At 52.7% G+C, this 17,706-nt stretch carries 11 protein-coding genes; 9 read left to right on the forward strand and 2 right to left on the reverse strand.

Annotated features, from left to right (window positions below):
- Nucleotides 1-49: 49 nt before the first annotated feature.
- From CRO74_RS18155 to CRO74_RS18185, 7 genes are all read left to right on the forward strand, one after another.
- Nucleotides 50-3,082, forward strand: coding sequence for a SusC/RagA family TonB-linked outer membrane protein (locus CRO74_RS18155; protein ID WP_097127652.1), 3,033 nt, complete (start codon nt 50-52; stop codon nt 3,080-3,082).
- Between the two features lie 11 nt (nt 3,083-3,093).
- Nucleotides 3,094-4,467 carry a RagB/SusD family nutrient uptake outer membrane protein gene (locus CRO74_RS18160; protein ID WP_097127653.1) on the forward strand — a complete coding sequence of 458 codons (1,374 nt, stop codon included), beginning with the start codon at nt 3,094-3,096 and terminating at the stop codon, nt 4,465-4,467.
- An 88-nt stretch (nt 4,468-4,555) separates the two neighbouring features.
- Entirely contained in the window at nt 4,556-5,404 is an 849-nt protein-coding gene (locus CRO74_RS18165; RefSeq protein ID WP_245877900.1) for a hypothetical protein, read from the forward strand.
- A 46-nt stretch (nt 5,405-5,450) separates the two neighbouring features.
- Nucleotides 5,451-5,945, forward strand: a complete 495-nt coding sequence (locus tag CRO74_RS18170; RefSeq protein ID WP_097127655.1) for a hypothetical protein — start codon at nt 5,451-5,453, stop codon at nt 5,943-5,945.
- 4 nt (nt 5,946-5,949) lie between these two features.
- Nucleotides 5,950-8,313, forward strand: a complete 2,364-nt coding sequence (locus CRO74_RS18175) for a M43 family zinc metalloprotease (protein ID WP_097127656.1) — start codon at nt 5,950-5,952, stop codon at nt 8,311-8,313.
- 260 nt (nt 8,314-8,573) lie between these two features.
- Nucleotides 8,574-11,657 carry a SusC/RagA family TonB-linked outer membrane protein gene (locus CRO74_RS18180; protein WP_179830239.1) on the forward strand — a complete coding sequence of 1,028 codons (3,084 nt, stop codon included), beginning with the start codon at nt 8,574-8,576 and terminating at the stop codon, nt 11,655-11,657.
- Between the two features lie 17 nt (nt 11,658-11,674).
- The gene (locus CRO74_RS18185) at nt 11,675-13,045 is read left to right on the forward strand and encodes a RagB/SusD family nutrient uptake outer membrane protein (RefSeq protein WP_097127658.1); all 1,371 of its coding nucleotides are present in this window, start codon (nt 11,675-11,677) and stop codon (nt 13,043-13,045) included.
- A 105-nt stretch (nt 13,046-13,150) separates the two neighbouring features.
- Here the strand turns inward: CRO74_RS18185 and CRO74_RS18190 are convergent, their stop codons facing one another.
- Nucleotides 13,151-14,059 carry a manganese catalase family protein gene (locus CRO74_RS18190; protein ID WP_097127659.1) on the reverse strand — a complete coding sequence of 303 codons (909 nt, stop codon included), beginning with the start codon at nt 14,057-14,059 and terminating at the stop codon, nt 13,151-13,153.
- A 264-nt stretch (nt 14,060-14,323) separates the two neighbouring features.
- On the opposite strand from CRO74_RS18190, the gene CRO74_RS18195 reads away from it, so the two are divergent.
- Nucleotides 14,324-15,256, forward strand: coding sequence for a cyanophycinase (locus CRO74_RS18195; protein WP_179830240.1), 933 nt, complete (start codon nt 14,324-14,326; stop codon nt 15,254-15,256).
- A gap of 52 nt (nt 15,257-15,308) precedes the next feature.
- Complete coding sequence (locus CRO74_RS18200) at nt 15,309-16,223, forward strand: TolB family protein (protein ID WP_097127662.1); 915 nt, start codon at nt 15,309-15,311, stop codon at nt 16,221-16,223.
- Nucleotides 16,224-16,331: 108 nt separating this feature from the next.
- On the opposite strand, the gene CRO74_RS18205 is transcribed toward CRO74_RS18200, so the two are convergent.
- Nucleotides 16,332-17,687, reverse strand: coding sequence for a RagB/SusD family nutrient uptake outer membrane protein (locus tag CRO74_RS18205; protein WP_097127664.1), 1,356 nt, complete (start codon nt 17,685-17,687; stop codon nt 16,332-16,334).
- Nucleotides 17,688-17,706 lie beyond the last annotated feature (19 nt).

Here is a 17,706-nt window from a genome sequence, read left to right on the forward strand (position 1 = left end):
AAATAAGTAGTTCACTCCCAAAAACTTTTGCCTAGCGTATAACCTATACATGAGAAAATTTTGTGGTACTATTTTGGGACTGGCTATGCTGGTTCTGCTGCCGGGTTATCTGTTCGCTCAGCAGCTGCGTATAACGGGTAGGGTAACATCACAGCAGGATGGACTGCCAATACCGGGAGTGAACATTGCCGTTCGGGGTACAACCAATGGGGTTAGCACCGATGCCAATGGTAATTATACGATCACGGTTCCGGGCAGTTCGGCCGTGCTTGTGTTTACCTCCATCGGATTGGTGCAGCAGGAAATAACGGTGGGCAACCGCACCGTCATCAACGTGCCCATGAAAGAAGCCGTTAATGAACTAAGCCAGGTGGTCGTTACGGGCTACAATACAACCCAGCGAAAAGACATTACCGGCTCTATCGCATCTGTCTCGCCCGATAAATTCAAAGATATTCCCGTTGCCAGTTTCGACCAGGCCCTGCAAGGGCAGGCGGCCGGTGTGCAGGTGACGCAGTCGTCGGGTACACCGGGTGGCGGACTCACCGTGCGGGTACGGGGAAATACCTCCATTTCGGCTAGTAACCGCCCGCTGTTTATTGTCGATGGTGTGCCCGTATCAGACGGGGGCTTATCGGGTCGGGAGTTTGGCGGACAGTCCGATAACGCCCTGTCTCTCTTTAACCCAAACGACATTGAGTCCATTCAGGTATTGAAAGATGCCTCGGCAAAAGCCATTTATGGCTCAAGGGCGGCCAACGGTGTGGTACTGATCACGACTAAGCGCGGAAAAGCCCAGAAAACAAGCTTTACCGCCGATGTCCAGCGGGGTTTAACGGATGTGGTAAAGCGGCCAGATCTACTTAATTCTGTCGAACTGCTCGAATTACAGCGCGAAGCCGTTACCAATGCCGGGCTGGACCCCGACAAACTGGGGCTGATCAAAGGCGTTACGGACGGGCAGAATACTGACTGGATAGATGCCGTACTACGGAGAGGAGTCTATCAGCAATACCAATTGTCGACCCAGGGTGGCAACGACCGTACGCAGTTTTACCTCAGCGGCAGTTACCGCGACGAACAGGGGGTGCAGTTGAACAACCAGTTTACACGCTATACCGGTCAGTTAAAACTGGATCATAAGGCAACCGATAAATTATCGTTCGGAACAAACGTAACCCTGTCGAGAGCGTTGAATAAACGGGTTAAGGGCGACAATTTTCTGGATGGCGTGTACTCGGGCGCGATAAAAAGTTTGCCGTATTATTCGCCTTATAATGAGCAGGGGCGGCTTTATGGCCCCGCCGACACCGAATATGCAGGGTTTCCGAACTTCAACCCGGTAGCCCAGGCTGTATTGCCGCGATTCAACGCCTACACGGTCAAAATACTGGCGGGCCTGTATGCCGAATACGAGATCCTTCAGAATCTTCGCTTCCGTTCAAAAGTAAATATCGACTACAACAACGTAACCGAAGATCAATTTGAACCCTCTACGACGGCTATTGGTGGGTTTCTGTCCAGTGTAGGCGGACAGGGCTATGGCGTATTCATCAATCAGTCCATATCTACTTTTGTCAATACGAATACGCTGACCTACAATTTCCAGATCGCCGAAAAGCATCAGTTCAATGCGCTGGCGGGGGTGGAAATCCTGCAGGCTACTGCCCGGGACGGGAACGTTCAGGGTCGGTTGTTCCCCAGCGATGACTTTACCTACATAAACTCAGCCGGTGTTGTCGATCAGGGTGGCTCCTCCGTAACGAACAACGGTCTGTTGTCGACCTTCGGCGAAGCCCGCTATAGTTACGATGAAAAATACCTGGCCACTATAACGGCCCGATACGATGGCTCGTCCCGCTTTGGGCAGAGTCGGCGGTTTGGCGTGTTTCCATCGGCTTCATTTGCCTGGCGTATTTCGAGCGAGAAATTCATGGAACGCTTCCGGTTCCTGAGCGATCTGAAATTACGGACGAGTTACGGGTTTACGGGAAATGAGCGCATCGGCGATTTTCAGTTTCTGGGAACCTGGGCATCGGTTACCTACAGTGGAGCAACGGGCGTGGGTCCGGCCGCTCTGGCCAATGCGAACCTGCAATGGGAACGCACCCGGGAAGCGAACATCGGTCTGGATGCTTCGTTCTTCAACGGGCGGCTTAATTTCATCATTGATGCCTACGACAACCTGACGGACAAGCTCCTGTTTGCGCAGCCTATTCCACAAACAACGGGCTTCAGTAGCGTACAGGGGAACATCGGAAAGGTATCGAACAAAGGAATTGAACTGACCATTTCGACGGTGAACATCAACCGGGCTGTCCGCTGGAATACCGACCTGAACCTGTCGCATAACCAAAACAAAGTGGTGGAACTGGCCAGTACAGAGCCTGTATTTCGGGGGTATCAGGGTAGTGGCGTGTCCAACACGAACGTTGTACTGCCGGGCGAGCCGTTGGGAACGTTTTGGGGCTTGAAATTCCTGGGTGTTGACCCCGCTACCGGCGATGCAATTTACGATGACAAAAACGGCGATGGCCGCATTACTCCTGCCGATGGACAGGTTATTGGCAACGCCCAACCCAAATTATATGGTGGATTGACCAATAAGATTTCCTGGAAAGGTATTGATCTGAGTGCGCTGCTCCAGTTTTCGTACGGCAATAGCATCCTGAACTTCTCAAACGAAACGCTGCTTAATTCGGGAGCTGACATTCAGAATAATCAGACGCGGCAGGCACTCAAACGCTGGCGTAAAGAGGGCGATATTACGAGTGTGCCCCGGTACGAATACCAGAATACCTATAATAACTACACCAGCAGCCGATTTGTGGAAGATGGGTCTTACCTGCGCCTGAAAAACGTATCGCTGGGGTACAACATTCCCAAGACCTGGATCAATAAATACAAGGTGGCCAACGCCCGTTTGTACGTTTCGGCTACAAACCTCCTGACCTGGACGCGTTATTCGGGAGCTGATCCGGAGGTGAGCACGCTCGATGGGTCTACCACGGCGCAGGGCATTGACTTTTTTACCTTCCCACAGATCAAAACGGTATTGGTAGGGGCAACCCTTAGCTTTTAATTCGCTTTACGATGATTCGCTTTCTACGATATAGCCTATTGATTACACTGGTCAGCCTGGGAGCCTGTCAGGAAGTGCTGGAACCCAAACCGGTTACCCTGCTCGTCGACGAACTGGTGCTGAACGAACCCAATGACGTGCAGCCGGTACGTATTGGTTTGTACAGCGCATTTCGGGGAATGGCTTCTCCGAACATCATCGCCGGGGACTTTACCGCCGATTACATTCAGACAAACGGTACATTTACCGACAACATTGAGTTTGGCACCAAGCGAATTACGGCCACGAACGGTGCTGTCGATGCGCTTTGGGGTGGTATCTACAACACCGTTTATGTCGCTAATTTTATTCTGGAACGGTTGCCCACCGTACCGAATGTGAGCGAAGCCACCCGGAAGCAGGTTACGGCCGAAGCCCGTTTTCTGCGGGGCTGGGCCAATTTTATCGGTGCGTATACCTTTGGCGATATTCCTAAAGTGACGACCACCAATCAGGTGGCTAACACGACCATTACCCGCTCATCAAAAGCCGATATTCTGGCCTCGGTTCTGGCCGATTACCAGGCTGCCCTGACCGATTTGCCCAATGTGACCTCAGCGTCGACCAACGCAACGACCAATGCCGCTTACCTCAACAAAATAAATTGCCAGGCAGCGATGGCCCGCTTTTACCTGTATCAGAAAAACTGGACCCAGGCCGAGCAGTTAGCTACCGTCGTGATTGGTTCGGGCGTGTATACACTGCAAACCAATTACTCGGACCTTGTCACGAAAGATTATACCAGCGAGTCCATTATTGAGGTTGGCTATAACTTATCCGATGACCCCGGAACCGGTTCCTACAGCCTGAATAACCTGCTGGTTGGTCGGCGGGAAGTTATCCCTTCCAACCAGCTCGTTAGTGCGCTCCTCTCGGTCGAATCCGGTACGCGGAGTGAAACCATTACCTTTAATGCTCAGCAGCAACGGGGAAATGATAATGGCTGGACGGTACGGAAATACGGTACAGCAACAGAAGACAACAACAACATTGTGCTCATGCGATTGGCCGAAATGTACCTTATACGCGCCGAAGCCAGGGCGCAACAGGGTAAACTGACGGGTACATCGGGTGCCATTGCCGACATCAACGTAATTCGTACCCGGGCAAAAGCCCCTGCCATTACTGCAACTGCCCAGGGCGATGTGTTGCTGGCCATTGAGCGGGAGCGGGTATACGAATTCGCGTTTGAAGGCCAGCGCTGGTATGACCTGGTCCGGACGGGTCGGGCACAGGCCGTCATGTCGGCATTCTCGCCAAACTGGAACAGCCGCTTTGAACTCTGGCCGATACCGCAGCGGGAAATTCAGCAAAACACAGCCTTGACGCAAAATCCGGGCTATTGATTGGTTATTCAGGTATTCGTTGTTGCTACCACGCTGACAGACAGTAGATGCGCGTGGGGCAATTATAAAAAATGTCTTGTTCTGGATTATGGAAAAGAAAAAGAAATATTCAATGACCAGTGGCCGCTGGTTGCTTGGTCTGTTGGCCGTTACCCTGATTGGCTGGGCGGTGAGCGCCTGCGAACCGCAGGATCTGGACCGGACGTTTGAAGGGCCGTACTTCGTGCGGTTTACAGATACCACCCTAACGTATAAAGAAAGCTACAGTAAGCCGATATCCCTCAGCGTACACAACGCCGGCCCTATACTCGACCAGCCGATCACGGTCACTTATAGCATCAGTGGTACGGCTCGCGAAGGCAAGGATTATACAATTGCGGGTACGAAGGGAAGCATAATTATTCCGGCTAAGGCCAGCTCAGGGAGTATCAAGCTCCAGTTGATCAACAACGCCAACAACATCCTTGAATCGCAGTCGCTGGTCTTTACCCTGACGGGCGTTCAGCCGAGTACTTTACAGGTCGGCTTTGGTAAAGAAGGCGCTTTAGGCAAGCAGTTGAAATTTACCATTCAGGACGACTGCCTGTTTGGTGGTTCCTATTCCGGTACCGGACGGGTGGGCTCACAAACGTATTCGGTATCGGATGTGGAGATTACCAGCACCGATTGCAAACAGTATATCCTGAAGAACTGGAACATCGGCCTTCTTGACTTCAACGCCACAAAGCCAACCCTTACGTTTGTCGACAATGGTGATAACTCCCTGACGATACCGCCCCAGAGTAACCCCGAACTCAGTTCGACCGACCAGATTTCGGGTAGGGGGGCCTGGAACCCCGTCGATCGGAAGATTTCACTAACATTACAGTTCAGGCTTAGAATGAGTAACGGCAGAGATACCACCGTGTCCTACGCCCAAACCTATACACCGCTGTAGTCTGGTTAAAGGTTAGTAGTTATTAAGTTATTGACAAATTTCGACCATGCGACATCTTATACGTTTAGTACTCATTCCGGTTCTGACAGGGTGGCTCTTTGGAGGCTGCTCCGAGAAGCTGGAGCCCAAACCGGCTACCTATTCGCAAATCCTGACCGGTACCGAAAAAAAATCCTGGCGGATGGTATCCCTTCAGATAATTGATGACGGTACGCCGTCGGGCGTGATACCAGTTTCGCAGTCGGGTATCAACCCCTGTATTTCTGATGATCTGCTAACCTTCTACGCTAACCCCGAACATAAGTTCGAAGCCAGTGAAGGAGCCACCAAGTGTAATTCGTCGGACCCGGATATTTATGTGACGGATACCTGGACACTGGTTAACGCTAATGCAACTCTGGAGTTTTACATTCCCGTACTCGATGGTATATATCCCTGGACGATTAAGAACCTGACGGCCAACTCGCTGACGGTCCAGTACTATTTCCCGGATATTAATGCCAGCTATCAATTTACATTTAACTCGGTTACTACTAAATAGGCGTATGTTCCGACTACTACTCAGCTTATTACTATTTGTCCTGTTGACGTCCGGGGTACGCGCTCAGACTCTCCAACAGTGTGCGACGATGGAGATGGATAGTCTGCTTCGCGCCCGCCATCCTGAACTGGGCACTCTCAACGACTTTGAGCGGGCGTTACAGCTTAAAATGGTTGAGCTTAAAAAGCAGATGGCCAGCGGCCGGGTAGGACTAGCTACGGTCATTACCATTCCGGTGGTGGTTCACGTAATCCATAACGGTGAATCGGCGGGTTCCGGGCGTAACATCAGCCGGGCGCAGGTGCAGGCGCAATTGGCTACACTCAATGAAGACTTCCGGCGGAAAGCAGGTACGCGCGGGTTCAATGAAAATCCAGTAGGTGCCGATATTGAAATCGAGTTCTGTCCCGCTATCGTCAATCCGCAGGGACAGTCGATGGCTGAGCCGGGGATCGACCGCTACAACGGTAACCGGGCCAACTGGAACCGGAATGATATTGAAGGTATCCTGAAACCCAGCACTTACTGGAACCCCGACAAATATTACAACATCTGGGTTGTTGAAATCAATGATCCAACAATAGGAGGTCAATTGCTAGGCTACGCACAGTTTCCGAGCCGGTCCAATCTGCCCGGTATTCCTTCCGATGGCCCGGCCAGTACGGATGGTGTCGTGGTCGACTATCGGTCCTTTGGCAATGCCGAAAAAGGAAATTTCCCTACTATGCGCGCTACGTACAACCTCGGGCGTACGCTATCGCACGAAACAGGCCACTGGCTCGGTCTTCGCCACATCTGGGGAGATGCTAACTGCGGTGACGACTTCTGCGCCGATACGCCCCCGCAGGCGTCGGAGAGTAGTGGCTGCCCGGTGGGTCGGGTGAGTTGTGGGTCGACCAATATGGTGCAGAACTACATGGATTATTCCAATGATGCCTGCATGAATATTTTTACCATCAACCAAAAGGACCGTATACGGGCGGTTATGGCGCTTAGCCCAAGGCGGGTGAGTCTCTTATCGTCCAACGTATGCGGTACACTGGTGGCCATTCGGCCGGTGTCGAACTTCCGGGCCGACAACCTACAGGTGTTGTTAGGTGGTCAGATCAAGTTCAACGACCTCTCGGATGGTTTCCCAACGAGCTGGTCCTGGACATTCGAAGGGGGGACGCCATCTACCTCAACGGAGCAGAATCCTGTCGTTACCTACACCCAGCCGGGTAAGTTTAAAGTAACGCTGGTGACGTCCAATGCCATTGGGCAGTCGGACCCGGTTACGCGTACCGAATACATCGAAGTGCTCAATCAGGGCCTTTGCAACACGGTTACCAACTTTAGCGGAACACAAACGCTGCTGAGGGAAGTAGGCGGAACCGGTTACGTAGCCGGGCAGAACAGCCGCAAAAGTAAAGCTGTGTCGGAGTTCTTTGCCAATAAGCTGGGCTATACAAATCTGGCCGGGGCATCGCTCAAGTTTGGCGTGGCCAAAGCCGCCCGGGGAGCCTCCACCGAATCGGTCGTGACGGTAACCGTTTGGAACGGACGCGGGTTTCAGGGTGGACCCGGTGCGGTGCTGGGCGAGAAAGATGTACCTCTGCGGGTTATTCTGGACGATGTGGCCAACAACCGCCCAACCATCGTTACCTTCGATCGGAACGTACCCGTAAGCGGTCTGGCCTTCCATGTAGGCGTCACGTTCCCGTATGCCACTGGTGATACCGTGGCCGTTTTCACGACGGAAAATGGTAAATCGCTGGATGCCACCTCCTGGAGGCAGAACCAACAGGGCAACTGGCTTCGGTATGCCGATAGCCTGGGCCTGAACGTAGCACACAACATTGTAGCTAATGTGGGCCAGAAACCTTCGGTACAGATTGCGGCCTCGTCGCTTTTCATCAATCCCGGCGAAACCGTTACGCTGAACGCCCGTGGAGCCGGTATTTACAACTGGGTTGGTACGGGTCTGAACACCACCTTAGGACCGCAGGTAGTGGCGCAACCCACGCAGACTACTTCGTACACCGTTACCGGTTCGGGGCTGGATTTATGCAGCACCACGGCGGTGGTTACGGTCAACGTCCGGGCGGGTACCGTTACCGCCAACACGCCATTAGCGGAGCAGGCACTTCAGGTAACGCCTAACCCCAGCGATGGGCAGATGATGGTACTCTTCACCGGGCCACAACGAGGGACCTTGACGCTGGGCGTGCGAAACGTGACGGGTATAGAGCTCTCCCGACAGAATCATCAAAAAACAGCCGATCTCTTCCAGCAAACGCTCGATATAAAAACGGCCCCGCCCGGTGTGTACTTCGTGGAGGTCAGGATAGGGGAGCAGGTATTTAGAAGGCGGGTGGTGAAGCAGTAATCGTCAGGGGGCGGAGTTTCAACTCCGCCCCTTCTTGTTTTAATAGGTTATATCTAAATGAAAAGCAACCGGACATAAGACGGTTTGTATTTTAATAAGATAGGCGTAAGCGTCTGGTTATCCCTTAACCACAAATAAGTAGCTACCTTCCAATCGTTATTATACTATATACATAGATTTTGTGATTTTTATCGTTGTGCTTGATATTGCAATATATTGATTTGTACTTTTGTTGGTTTATAGACCTAATAGATCAACAAATGAAAAACTTTCTACTACTTCTGTTGATAACCTGGTGTAGTCTGCTAGCGACTAACGCCAGTGCTCAACAGGAACGGCAGGTGACCGGTAAGGTCACATCAGCCGAAGATGGTAACCCACTACCGGGGGTATCTATCGTTGCAAAAGGAACAACCCGAGGTACGCAGACCGATGCCGACGGGAACTACACACTTTCGGTGCCCGTCAATATTGGTACGCTGGTATACAGCTTCGTGGGTGTCGTTACGCAGGAGGTGTCGATTGGAAACCGGGCGGCAATTGATGTTGCACTGAGTAACGATACCCGTTCCCTCGATGAGGTAATCGTGACTGGATACGGTGCGCAGTCGAAGCGTAACCTGACGGGTAATATTGCCAAAGTAGGTGCCCGCGATATTGAAAACATCCCCGTTCCGAGCGTTGAGCAGGCCTTGCAGGGTCGGGTAGCTGGGGTGCAGATTACTTCTCTTAACGGGAAAGTAGGGCAGGGGCTACAGATTCGGGTGCGGGGCACATCGTCGCTAACGGCCAGCAGCCAACCCTTGTATGTTATCGACGGGATTCCCCTGACCTCGTCGGATCAGTCGTCGACAACGGCCCCAACCAACCCCATCGCCGATTTGAACCCCAACGACATCGAATCGCTGGAAATCCTGAAGGATGCCTCATCGGCGGCTATTTACGGATCACGGGCGTCAAACGGTGTTGTGCTGATCACCACCAAGAAAGGCCGTGCCGCCAAGACCTCGTTCGAAGCGTCGGCACAAATGGGAGCCAGCAACCCAACGCACCTGCGCGAGTGGCTAAATACCCAGCAGTATGTGGAGCTGTTGCAGGAAGCGCGGGCCAATACGGGGGCTACCTCGGCTACTTCGCTGGCCAACCGCCTTACGCGTTATGCCGCTGGTGATCCCGCAGGCTGGCAGGGTGAGAATCCGAAATACAATACCGATTGGCAGCAGGAAGCCTTTCAAAAAGCCCCGTCGCAGCAGTATGACCTGAGTGCGCGCGGGGGCGATGCCAAAACCCGTTTCTTTATTTCGGGTCAGTATTTCGACCAGACCGGGATTATCATCAAAAACCGCTTCCGTCGCCTGAGTGGCCGGGTCAACCTGGACCATACTGCCACGGATAAGCTGACGCTGGGGGTGAACTTCAACCTGTCGCACTCCATCAACGACCGGGTTTCGAACGATAACGCTTTCTCGACACCGATGCAGATTGTGGCCCTATCACCCATGACGCCCGTTATCGATCCGCGAACCGGTCGGGTGAGTGGTGCTGATCCTGATCTTTTTCCGAGCTACCCACTGTATTATAACCCGCTGATCAACCGGGATTACGCCAACCTACAGGCGCGGGTGTACCGCATGATCGGTAATGTGTATGCCGATTATAAATTGCTGCCCGGTCTGTCGTTCCGCACCGAATTCGGCACCGATCTTTTAAGCCAGCAGGAAGAAGAATACTACGGTCGCGAAACACGGGGCAACACGGGCGCACCTAATGGCTTGGGGTCGAACACCTTCCGGCAGGTGGCCAACTACACGACTAACAATTACTTTTCGTTTGGCCGGACATTTGCCGAGAAACATGACGTAGACGCTACGCTGGGTATGTCGTACCAGGAGTCGCGTAACAACTACAGTTCGGTAACGGGGCAGCAGTTTCCCAGCAGCGCCTACAAACAAATCACATCGGCGGCCCGAATCACGGCGGGCGATGGCCAGGAAACCAGCTTCAGCTTTCTTTCCTACTTTGCCCGGGTCAACTACCGCTTCAACAACCGCTATCTGGTGGGTATATCGGGCCGGATCGATGGGTCGTCCCGTTTCGGAACGAATAACCGGTATGGTTTCTTCCCGGCGGCATCGGCAGGCTGGATTCTTACCGAAGAGTCATTCCTGAAAAATGTCAAAGCCCTGAGTCTGCTCAAACTACGAGCCAGTTATGGTCTGACCGGAAATGCCGAAATCGGTAATTTCAGCTCGCTTGCCCTGTATGCGGCCACGAATAATGCCGGTACATCGGCTGGCTATGCGGGCGTACCGGGACAAGCACCGTCGCAGATACCAAACCCGGACCTGACCTGGGAAAAAACCTTACAGACCGATATTGGCCTGGAATTTGGTTTCCTGAACAACCGTTTCTCCGGCGAAATCGACTACTACCAGAAGAACACGAGCGGCTTGTTACTCAATGTAAACGTGCCGGGCTCGTCGGGCTTCCGGACGCAGCTACGCAACGTGGGTAAACTGGAAAACAAGGGCGTCGAATTCGTCTTCAACTCCAACAACTTCAACGGTCCGTTCAAGTGGACTACCTCGCTGAATCTGTCCTACAACAAAAATGTAATTACCGATTTGGGCGGTACGACCATCACAGGCAGCTTCCTGAACCGGGCGCAGGAAGGACAACCCCTGGGTGTGTTTGTCGGGCCTGAATATGCCGGGGTTGATCCTGCCAATGGTGACGCACTCTATTACCGGAACTCAACCAATGCCGATGGGTCCATCGACCGGTCGACTACGAATAGTTATAACGATGCGGCTTATGTACCGCTGGGCAACCCGGCGCCTAAGTTTATCGGTGGTATTACCAACACCTTCAGCTACGCAGGCTTCGACCTGAGCGTGTTGTTCAACGGGCAGTTTGGTAACTACATCTACAATGGTGGCGGTAAATTTCAGTCGGCTAACGGCGATTTCTTCGATAACCAGTCAACCGATCAGCTAAACCGCTGGCGTAATCCGGGTGATATTACCAATGTACCCCAGGCTCGTCTGCTCGGTGGCAACGGAACCGGCGAATCGTCACGTTACCTGCAAAAAGGGGATTACGTTCGTCTGCGTACCATCACGCTGGGATACACACTTCCGAAAGAGCTGCTGACGCGCATCCACCTGAGCCGGGTTCGGATTTTTGCCACGGGGCAAAACCTGCTCACGTTCACGAAGTACACCGGCTGGGACCCGGAAGTTAACTCGGATGCCTATACCGGCAACCCCGTTAACCTCGGCATTGACTTCTACTCGGCTCCGCAGCCCCGCACAATCATCGGTGGTTTACAAATTGGCTTCTAAGCGACGATACACAACTTATGAAAACGACTAAATCAATTATACTGGCGTCGGCGCTGTCGGTTGGCTTGTGGCTAACCTCCTGCAACAGCCAATTGGATATAAAGCCGGTTAACTCGGTCGCTACCAGTCAGGCACTGACAACGGCCGACGACCTGAAAGCCCTTCTGGTGGGGGCCTACGATGGGCTGGGTGGCGTTAACCTGTATGGCGGCAGTCTGCTCCGGGATGCCGAACTGCTGGGCACTGTACCCGGTACCGGCGATGTACTCTGGACGGGCACTTTCGTAGGTCCACAGCAGATCTATACCAAGAACTTACTGGTCAATAATGATCAGGCCGACGTGACCTGGACCAACGGGTATCGTACGATCAACATCTGCAATACCGTTCTGGCAAATCTGCAACTAGCCTCCACGGCCGATCAGCCCCGGATTGAGGGGGAAGCGAAGTTTATTCGGGGTTCCGTGTACTTTGAACTGGTGCGGCTTTATGGTCGTGACTGGAGCGATGGCGACCCGAATGCCAACCTCGGCGTCCCCATTGTAACGACTCCGACGGTCGATCTGGATGCGAATTCAAATGTGCCGCGCAGTACCGTAGCCGCCGTGTATACGCAGGCACTCGCCGATCTGACCGATGCCGAAGCTAAACTGCCGCTTGCCAATGGCTTCTTCGCCACGAAGGGAGCCGCTGGAGCGCAGCTATCACGTGTCTACCTCCAAAAAGCTGATTATCCGAATGCGGCTAATGCGGCCAGCCGGGTAATTACCAGCGGACGTTATCAGTTGGTCGATAGTGAAAGCGTTTTCGACACGCGGCAGTCCCAGAGCGGCATAAACACCGCTGAAACCATTTTCGCAGTTCAACTGACCGACCAGGACGGTATCAATGACCTGAACACGTTCTATGGCTCCAGCGATGTAGGTGGCCGGGGCGATATTGAGGTCAGCGAAACGTTCATTGACCAGTATGAGCCAAATGACCTTCGGTCGCAGTTGTTTTACGACGATGGGGGGCCAATCCGCACGGTTAAGTACGTGAATCAGTACGGTAATATTCAGGTATTTCGGCTGGCAGAAATGTACCTGACCCGCGCCGAGGCTAATTTCCGGATGGGAACAACGGTAGGAGACACGCCATTGAACGATGTCAATGCAATTCGTAACCGCGCGGGCGCTACGCCGTTAACGGCCGCGCAGCTGACGCTGGCAAACATCCTCCGGGAACGTCGGCTCGAACTGGCCTTCGAAGGGACGTACATCCACGATCTCAGACGGACAAAAACCAATGTTGGTACATTACCGTTTAATTCCCCCAAGCTAATCTTCCCGATTCCATTGCGGGAGATTACAACCAATCCGGCCCTGGTGCAGAATGCCGGTTACTAAGAGGTAGGTATAGGTAATTCAAATGAGCAGTTAACGTAAAAAGGCTCGGTTTAGAACCGAGCCTTTTTACGTTAACTGCTAATCTACGGGGCCATCAAATGCTGCTTAATAATCATACTTGATGCCCATTTTCTTGGCCATATCGGAGAACACCTGCGGATCGAAATCATCGGCTCCGGGCGAGTTGAGCTGTGGTTCTTCCTCCAGATCCGGAACCGGGAAACCCGGGATCGCACCTTCAACTACGACACATTCCTGTCCGTCGTCGGGGTGAGGACCGTTCCAGATCAATCCAGCCTGCTTGTAATCGTCCTGGCTGAAGGTATATAACTGTAAATGAAGCTTTTGCTCCATGAACTTTTTGGCTTCCGGAAATGCATTGTTGCTTAGATCGGGAATGGGCAGCAGCTTGGTTACTTCAACACCCGTAAGTTTTTCGAGCGCTTTGGCATAGGCCACAATGTGCAAACCACCCCGCACCAGGAGATAGCCAACCATAGTGCGGGCCGTAGGGTCCGACACCATTTCGTAGGCACGCATCTTGTTGCCCCGTGCTCCGCATTCCAGAAAGAAATTATGGAGCAGGTCGAGTTTAAGGTTACCGCTGCTAAACACATTCTGGCCGGTCCAGAAGTTACCCATGGAATCGACCGGCAGGCTCCCCTGTCCGCTGGCAATGTAGTGGTATGTATTACGGGCATTCACCGCATCGGCCAGTGGAGCCGGAACCGGATCATGTCCGCGTTTGGTTACACCCGTCAATAACAAATTGATTGCGTACGAAACCACCTCGATATGACCGTATTCTTCGCCGGCAATACTGGCAATGACGTCGTAAAAAGGCCGTATTTTCTTGCGTCCCCGAAAGTTGAACGACTGAAAGGTATAGTTCATCAGCGTAGACATTTCGCCGAACTTTCCTCCTAATAATTCCTGAATGGCCGCAGCATCATTGGCGGAAGGATTTTTGGGAATTGGCAGCTCAATGGGGAGCCGATCCATCTTTAAGATCATAGTGTAAGGATTTAGCTGATTGTCAGGCAAATGAGTATATACCTTTCTATCAACTAACTTACTCCATAGGTATTGGTTATCATCGACAGTGGAAAGTTAGGCAGTGGTCTTCCTGGTATAAGCTAATATTGCTGCTTCGTTTAATTTTTGGTTTCTTCCGCAGGCAGAATAAGAGAAAAATGCTCATATTGATTGGCTATGATCAAACGGATATCCTTTCTTTCCTTATCTCTTTTTCTACTCTGCACGTTAGTCCATCCTACGTTGGCACAGTCGTATACATCCTGGATTGTCGGCGACAGTGCCGATGTGAAACCCCTGCCCTTGGGGGGCGTTGTGCTGGCGGGTGGTAGTACGGACGATGATGCCGCTATGCGCTGGTTTTTGCGCCAGTCGGGTGGGGGCGATGTGCTCATTCTCCGGTCGTCGGGTAAGGATGGGTACAACGACTACCTGTACCAAAAGTTAGGGGTAGTCGTCAACTCGGTCGAGACGATTATGCTCGATAAGCGGGAACTGTCTATCCATCCGGATATTATCAGGAAAGTACGGAATGCGGAGGCTATCTTCTTCGCCGGGGGCGATCAGGGTAATTATGTGAATTTCTGGCAGGGGACCCCCATTGCCGATGCTCTGAACGAGCGTATTCGGGCGGGTGCTGTACTGGGAGGTACCAGCGCGGGATGCGGTATTCTGGGACAGGTCTATTTTACCGCCAGAGAAGGCACCGTGACCTCCGCCGAAGCGCTGGAAAATCCTTACGACAAACGAGTTGATCTGCGCCGGGACGATTTCCTGAAACAACCCCTGCTCGCCAATACCATCACCGATATGCACTATGCCGCTCGTGATCGGCAGGGGCGACACCTGGTATTTATGGCCCGTGCCGTTAGGGATTGGGGCTTGAAAACGCGTGGTATCGGGGTCGATGAGAAGACGGCCGTTTGTATTGCACCCGATGGAAAGGTTATCGTTTTTGGGAAAGGTAATGCCTATTTCCTGAAAGCGGGTAAACGAAAACCCGAAGTCTGTGAGAAAAATCAACCGCTGACCTGGAGCCGAAAAGGAAAAGCCGTGTCTGTGACAACGGTTGCGGGTTCTGGAGAGGGAACGTTCGGGTTTAATTTGACGACCTTTCGATCAGATAATAACGCTGCAACGGCCTACTGGTTTGTTGAGGCTGGAGTGAGGAAATAAACAGCTTAAACAGTCTGAGAAATACGTTCAATTCAAAATGATACAGCCCCCTATGCCATCACTTTCCCTGCCGAACCTGATCCGTCTGCCTGTGTTTGGCGGACTTGCCCTGCTCCTCTTATTGATCCGCCCTTCGCCCGTGCGGGCGCAATCGCCCCCGGAAGCTGATATTTTTCTGGTTGATCTGACTCTGAAAAGCCAGCCCGTTCAGGTAGGGAAGCCGGTGAATATAACGCAGCGCAAAGGGTACGACAACCAACCGTCGTTCACGCCCGACAGTAAGGGCATCCTGTACACATCCATGCGCCAGGACGGCCAGACCGACATTTATCGCTACGATCTGTCTCAAAAATCGACTACGCCATTGACCCGTACGGTCGAAAGTGAATACTCGCCCATCGTTACGCCCGATAAGGAATATTTTTCGGTGATTCGGGTCGAGAAAGATAAAACCCAGCGCCTGTGGAAGTTCCCGATCTCGGGCACGGGTGAGCCAACGCTGGTGCTTCCAACGGTGAAGCCCGTCGGGTATCATTGCTGGCTTACTCCCGACCGGTTGGCCTTATTCATTTTGGGAACACCGAATTCGCTTCAACTTGCGCAGGTAAGCACTGGCGATACCACGCGGATTGAGGGCAATGTTGGACGGTGTATTCTGAAAATCCCTGGTAAAAACGCGATCAGCTTTGTGCATAAGCGCACCGCAACGGAATGGGATATAAAGCAGCTTGATCTGCAAACCCGCCAGATAACAGCCCTTGGCCAGACTCTGCCGGGCAGTGAAGATTACGTCTGGACACCCGATGGCACCCTGCTCATGTGTCAGGGCGCGCTCCTGTATCAACTCAAACCCGCAACGGCTCAAAACTGGACCCAACTTGCCGACTTCAGTGCTACGGGAATTAAGCAGTTGACCCGGATGGCCATTGATACTGACGGCAAAAAACTGGCGCTGGTAGGCCAGTAATACCGACCGTCGAAGCGTCGAACCGTCCCGGTCGGGCGAGAAGCAGCAGTTGCCTCTCGCCCGACCGGGACGGTTCGACGCTTCGACGGTCGGTACTACAGATTATAATCAATACCCCGGGTTCTGAACCAGACTTTTATTCGTATCAATTTCCCGTTGTGGGATGGGCAGCACCAGGTTGTTCGAGTTGAACGGTGCGGTGCCAACGGTACTGGCTGTACGCTTGATGTCGGGAAGTTGCTGCCCTTCAAACGCCAGCTCCAGCCGACGTTCCAGTAAGATAGCGGCCAGATCGACGGTGGTGAGCGGAGCGGCTTTTGCCCGGTTACGAATCCGGTTTACGTCGTTCAGGGGTGTGTCGCCAGTGCTCGTGCCTAACCGGAAGTTGGCTTCGGCACGAATCAGGTACATTTCGGCTAGACGAACCACCGGTACATCGCCATAGCGGTCGTTGAACTTGCTGGTAAAGGTGTTCTGTCCGGCGGTATTGAAAAACGTACCCCGTACATCACCAGCCGCGTACAACTGCCGGAATTTGGTCTGTACCCGCACATCACCACGCCCCTGATTCAGGGCCGATGCGTAAAATGTGTTCATGTCGTTAGACCCATCCTGATCGGTAACAATAACCTTAAAAATAACTTCCGGGCCTTTGGTGGCATCATTGAACGCATCGGCAAAGTTTGGAAGCAGGCTGAACGTGCCGGATGTAATGACCCGGTTGGCGGCATCGCGGGCGGCAGCAAAATTCTGCTGTTGCAGGTAAACACGAGCTAGTGTAGCCGCTGCGGCTCCTTTTGTGGCAGCACCAAAACCAAGAACACCGGTTTGCGTTGCGGGTAGCAGACTTTCGGCTTTCGTCAGGTCATCAATCGCCTGGGCGTATACTTCGGCAACCGTATTGCGGGCTTTATAGTCCGCATCGGTAACGCTGCTTGTCGGGGTCAGAACCAGCGGAACGCCGGGGTTTGCAGTGGGTGTGCCATCGCTCCAGCTTTTACCAAAAGCTTTGACCAGCTCGAAGTAAAGAGCGCCCCGTATGAACCGCGCCTGTCCTTCGAAATTAGGCCGATTGCCCGTGCCTACCTTGTCTAACGCGGCCAGTATGTTGTTGGTCCGGTTGATGGTGTTATACCCATCCAGCCAGAAATCGCGTGTTACGGTGTTAGAAGCCGTAACGGTTTTTCGCCAGATCTCGTCGATGGTGGCAAACGTACCACCAAAAACAACATCGCGGTTATCGCCCATCAAATCGCCGATGTACTGAATAGCACCACCGTATAGATTGACGTCACCAAGACCATCATAAGCACCCGTCAGAGTAATTCTAACATCCTGCTCTGTGCTCAATGCCTGACTAGCTTCGATACTTTGCGTAGGGGTAACGTTTAGTTTGTTATCACAGGCCATAATCGAAAGACTAAGGGTGCCTGCGTATAACCACTGTTTTATAGATGAATTCATAAGAGAAAATGCGTTTAAA

This window comes from Spirosoma fluviale, from assembly GCF_900230225.1.
Classification (GTDB): domain Bacteria; phylum Bacteroidota; class Bacteroidia; order Cytophagales; family Spirosomataceae; genus Spirosoma; species Spirosoma fluviale.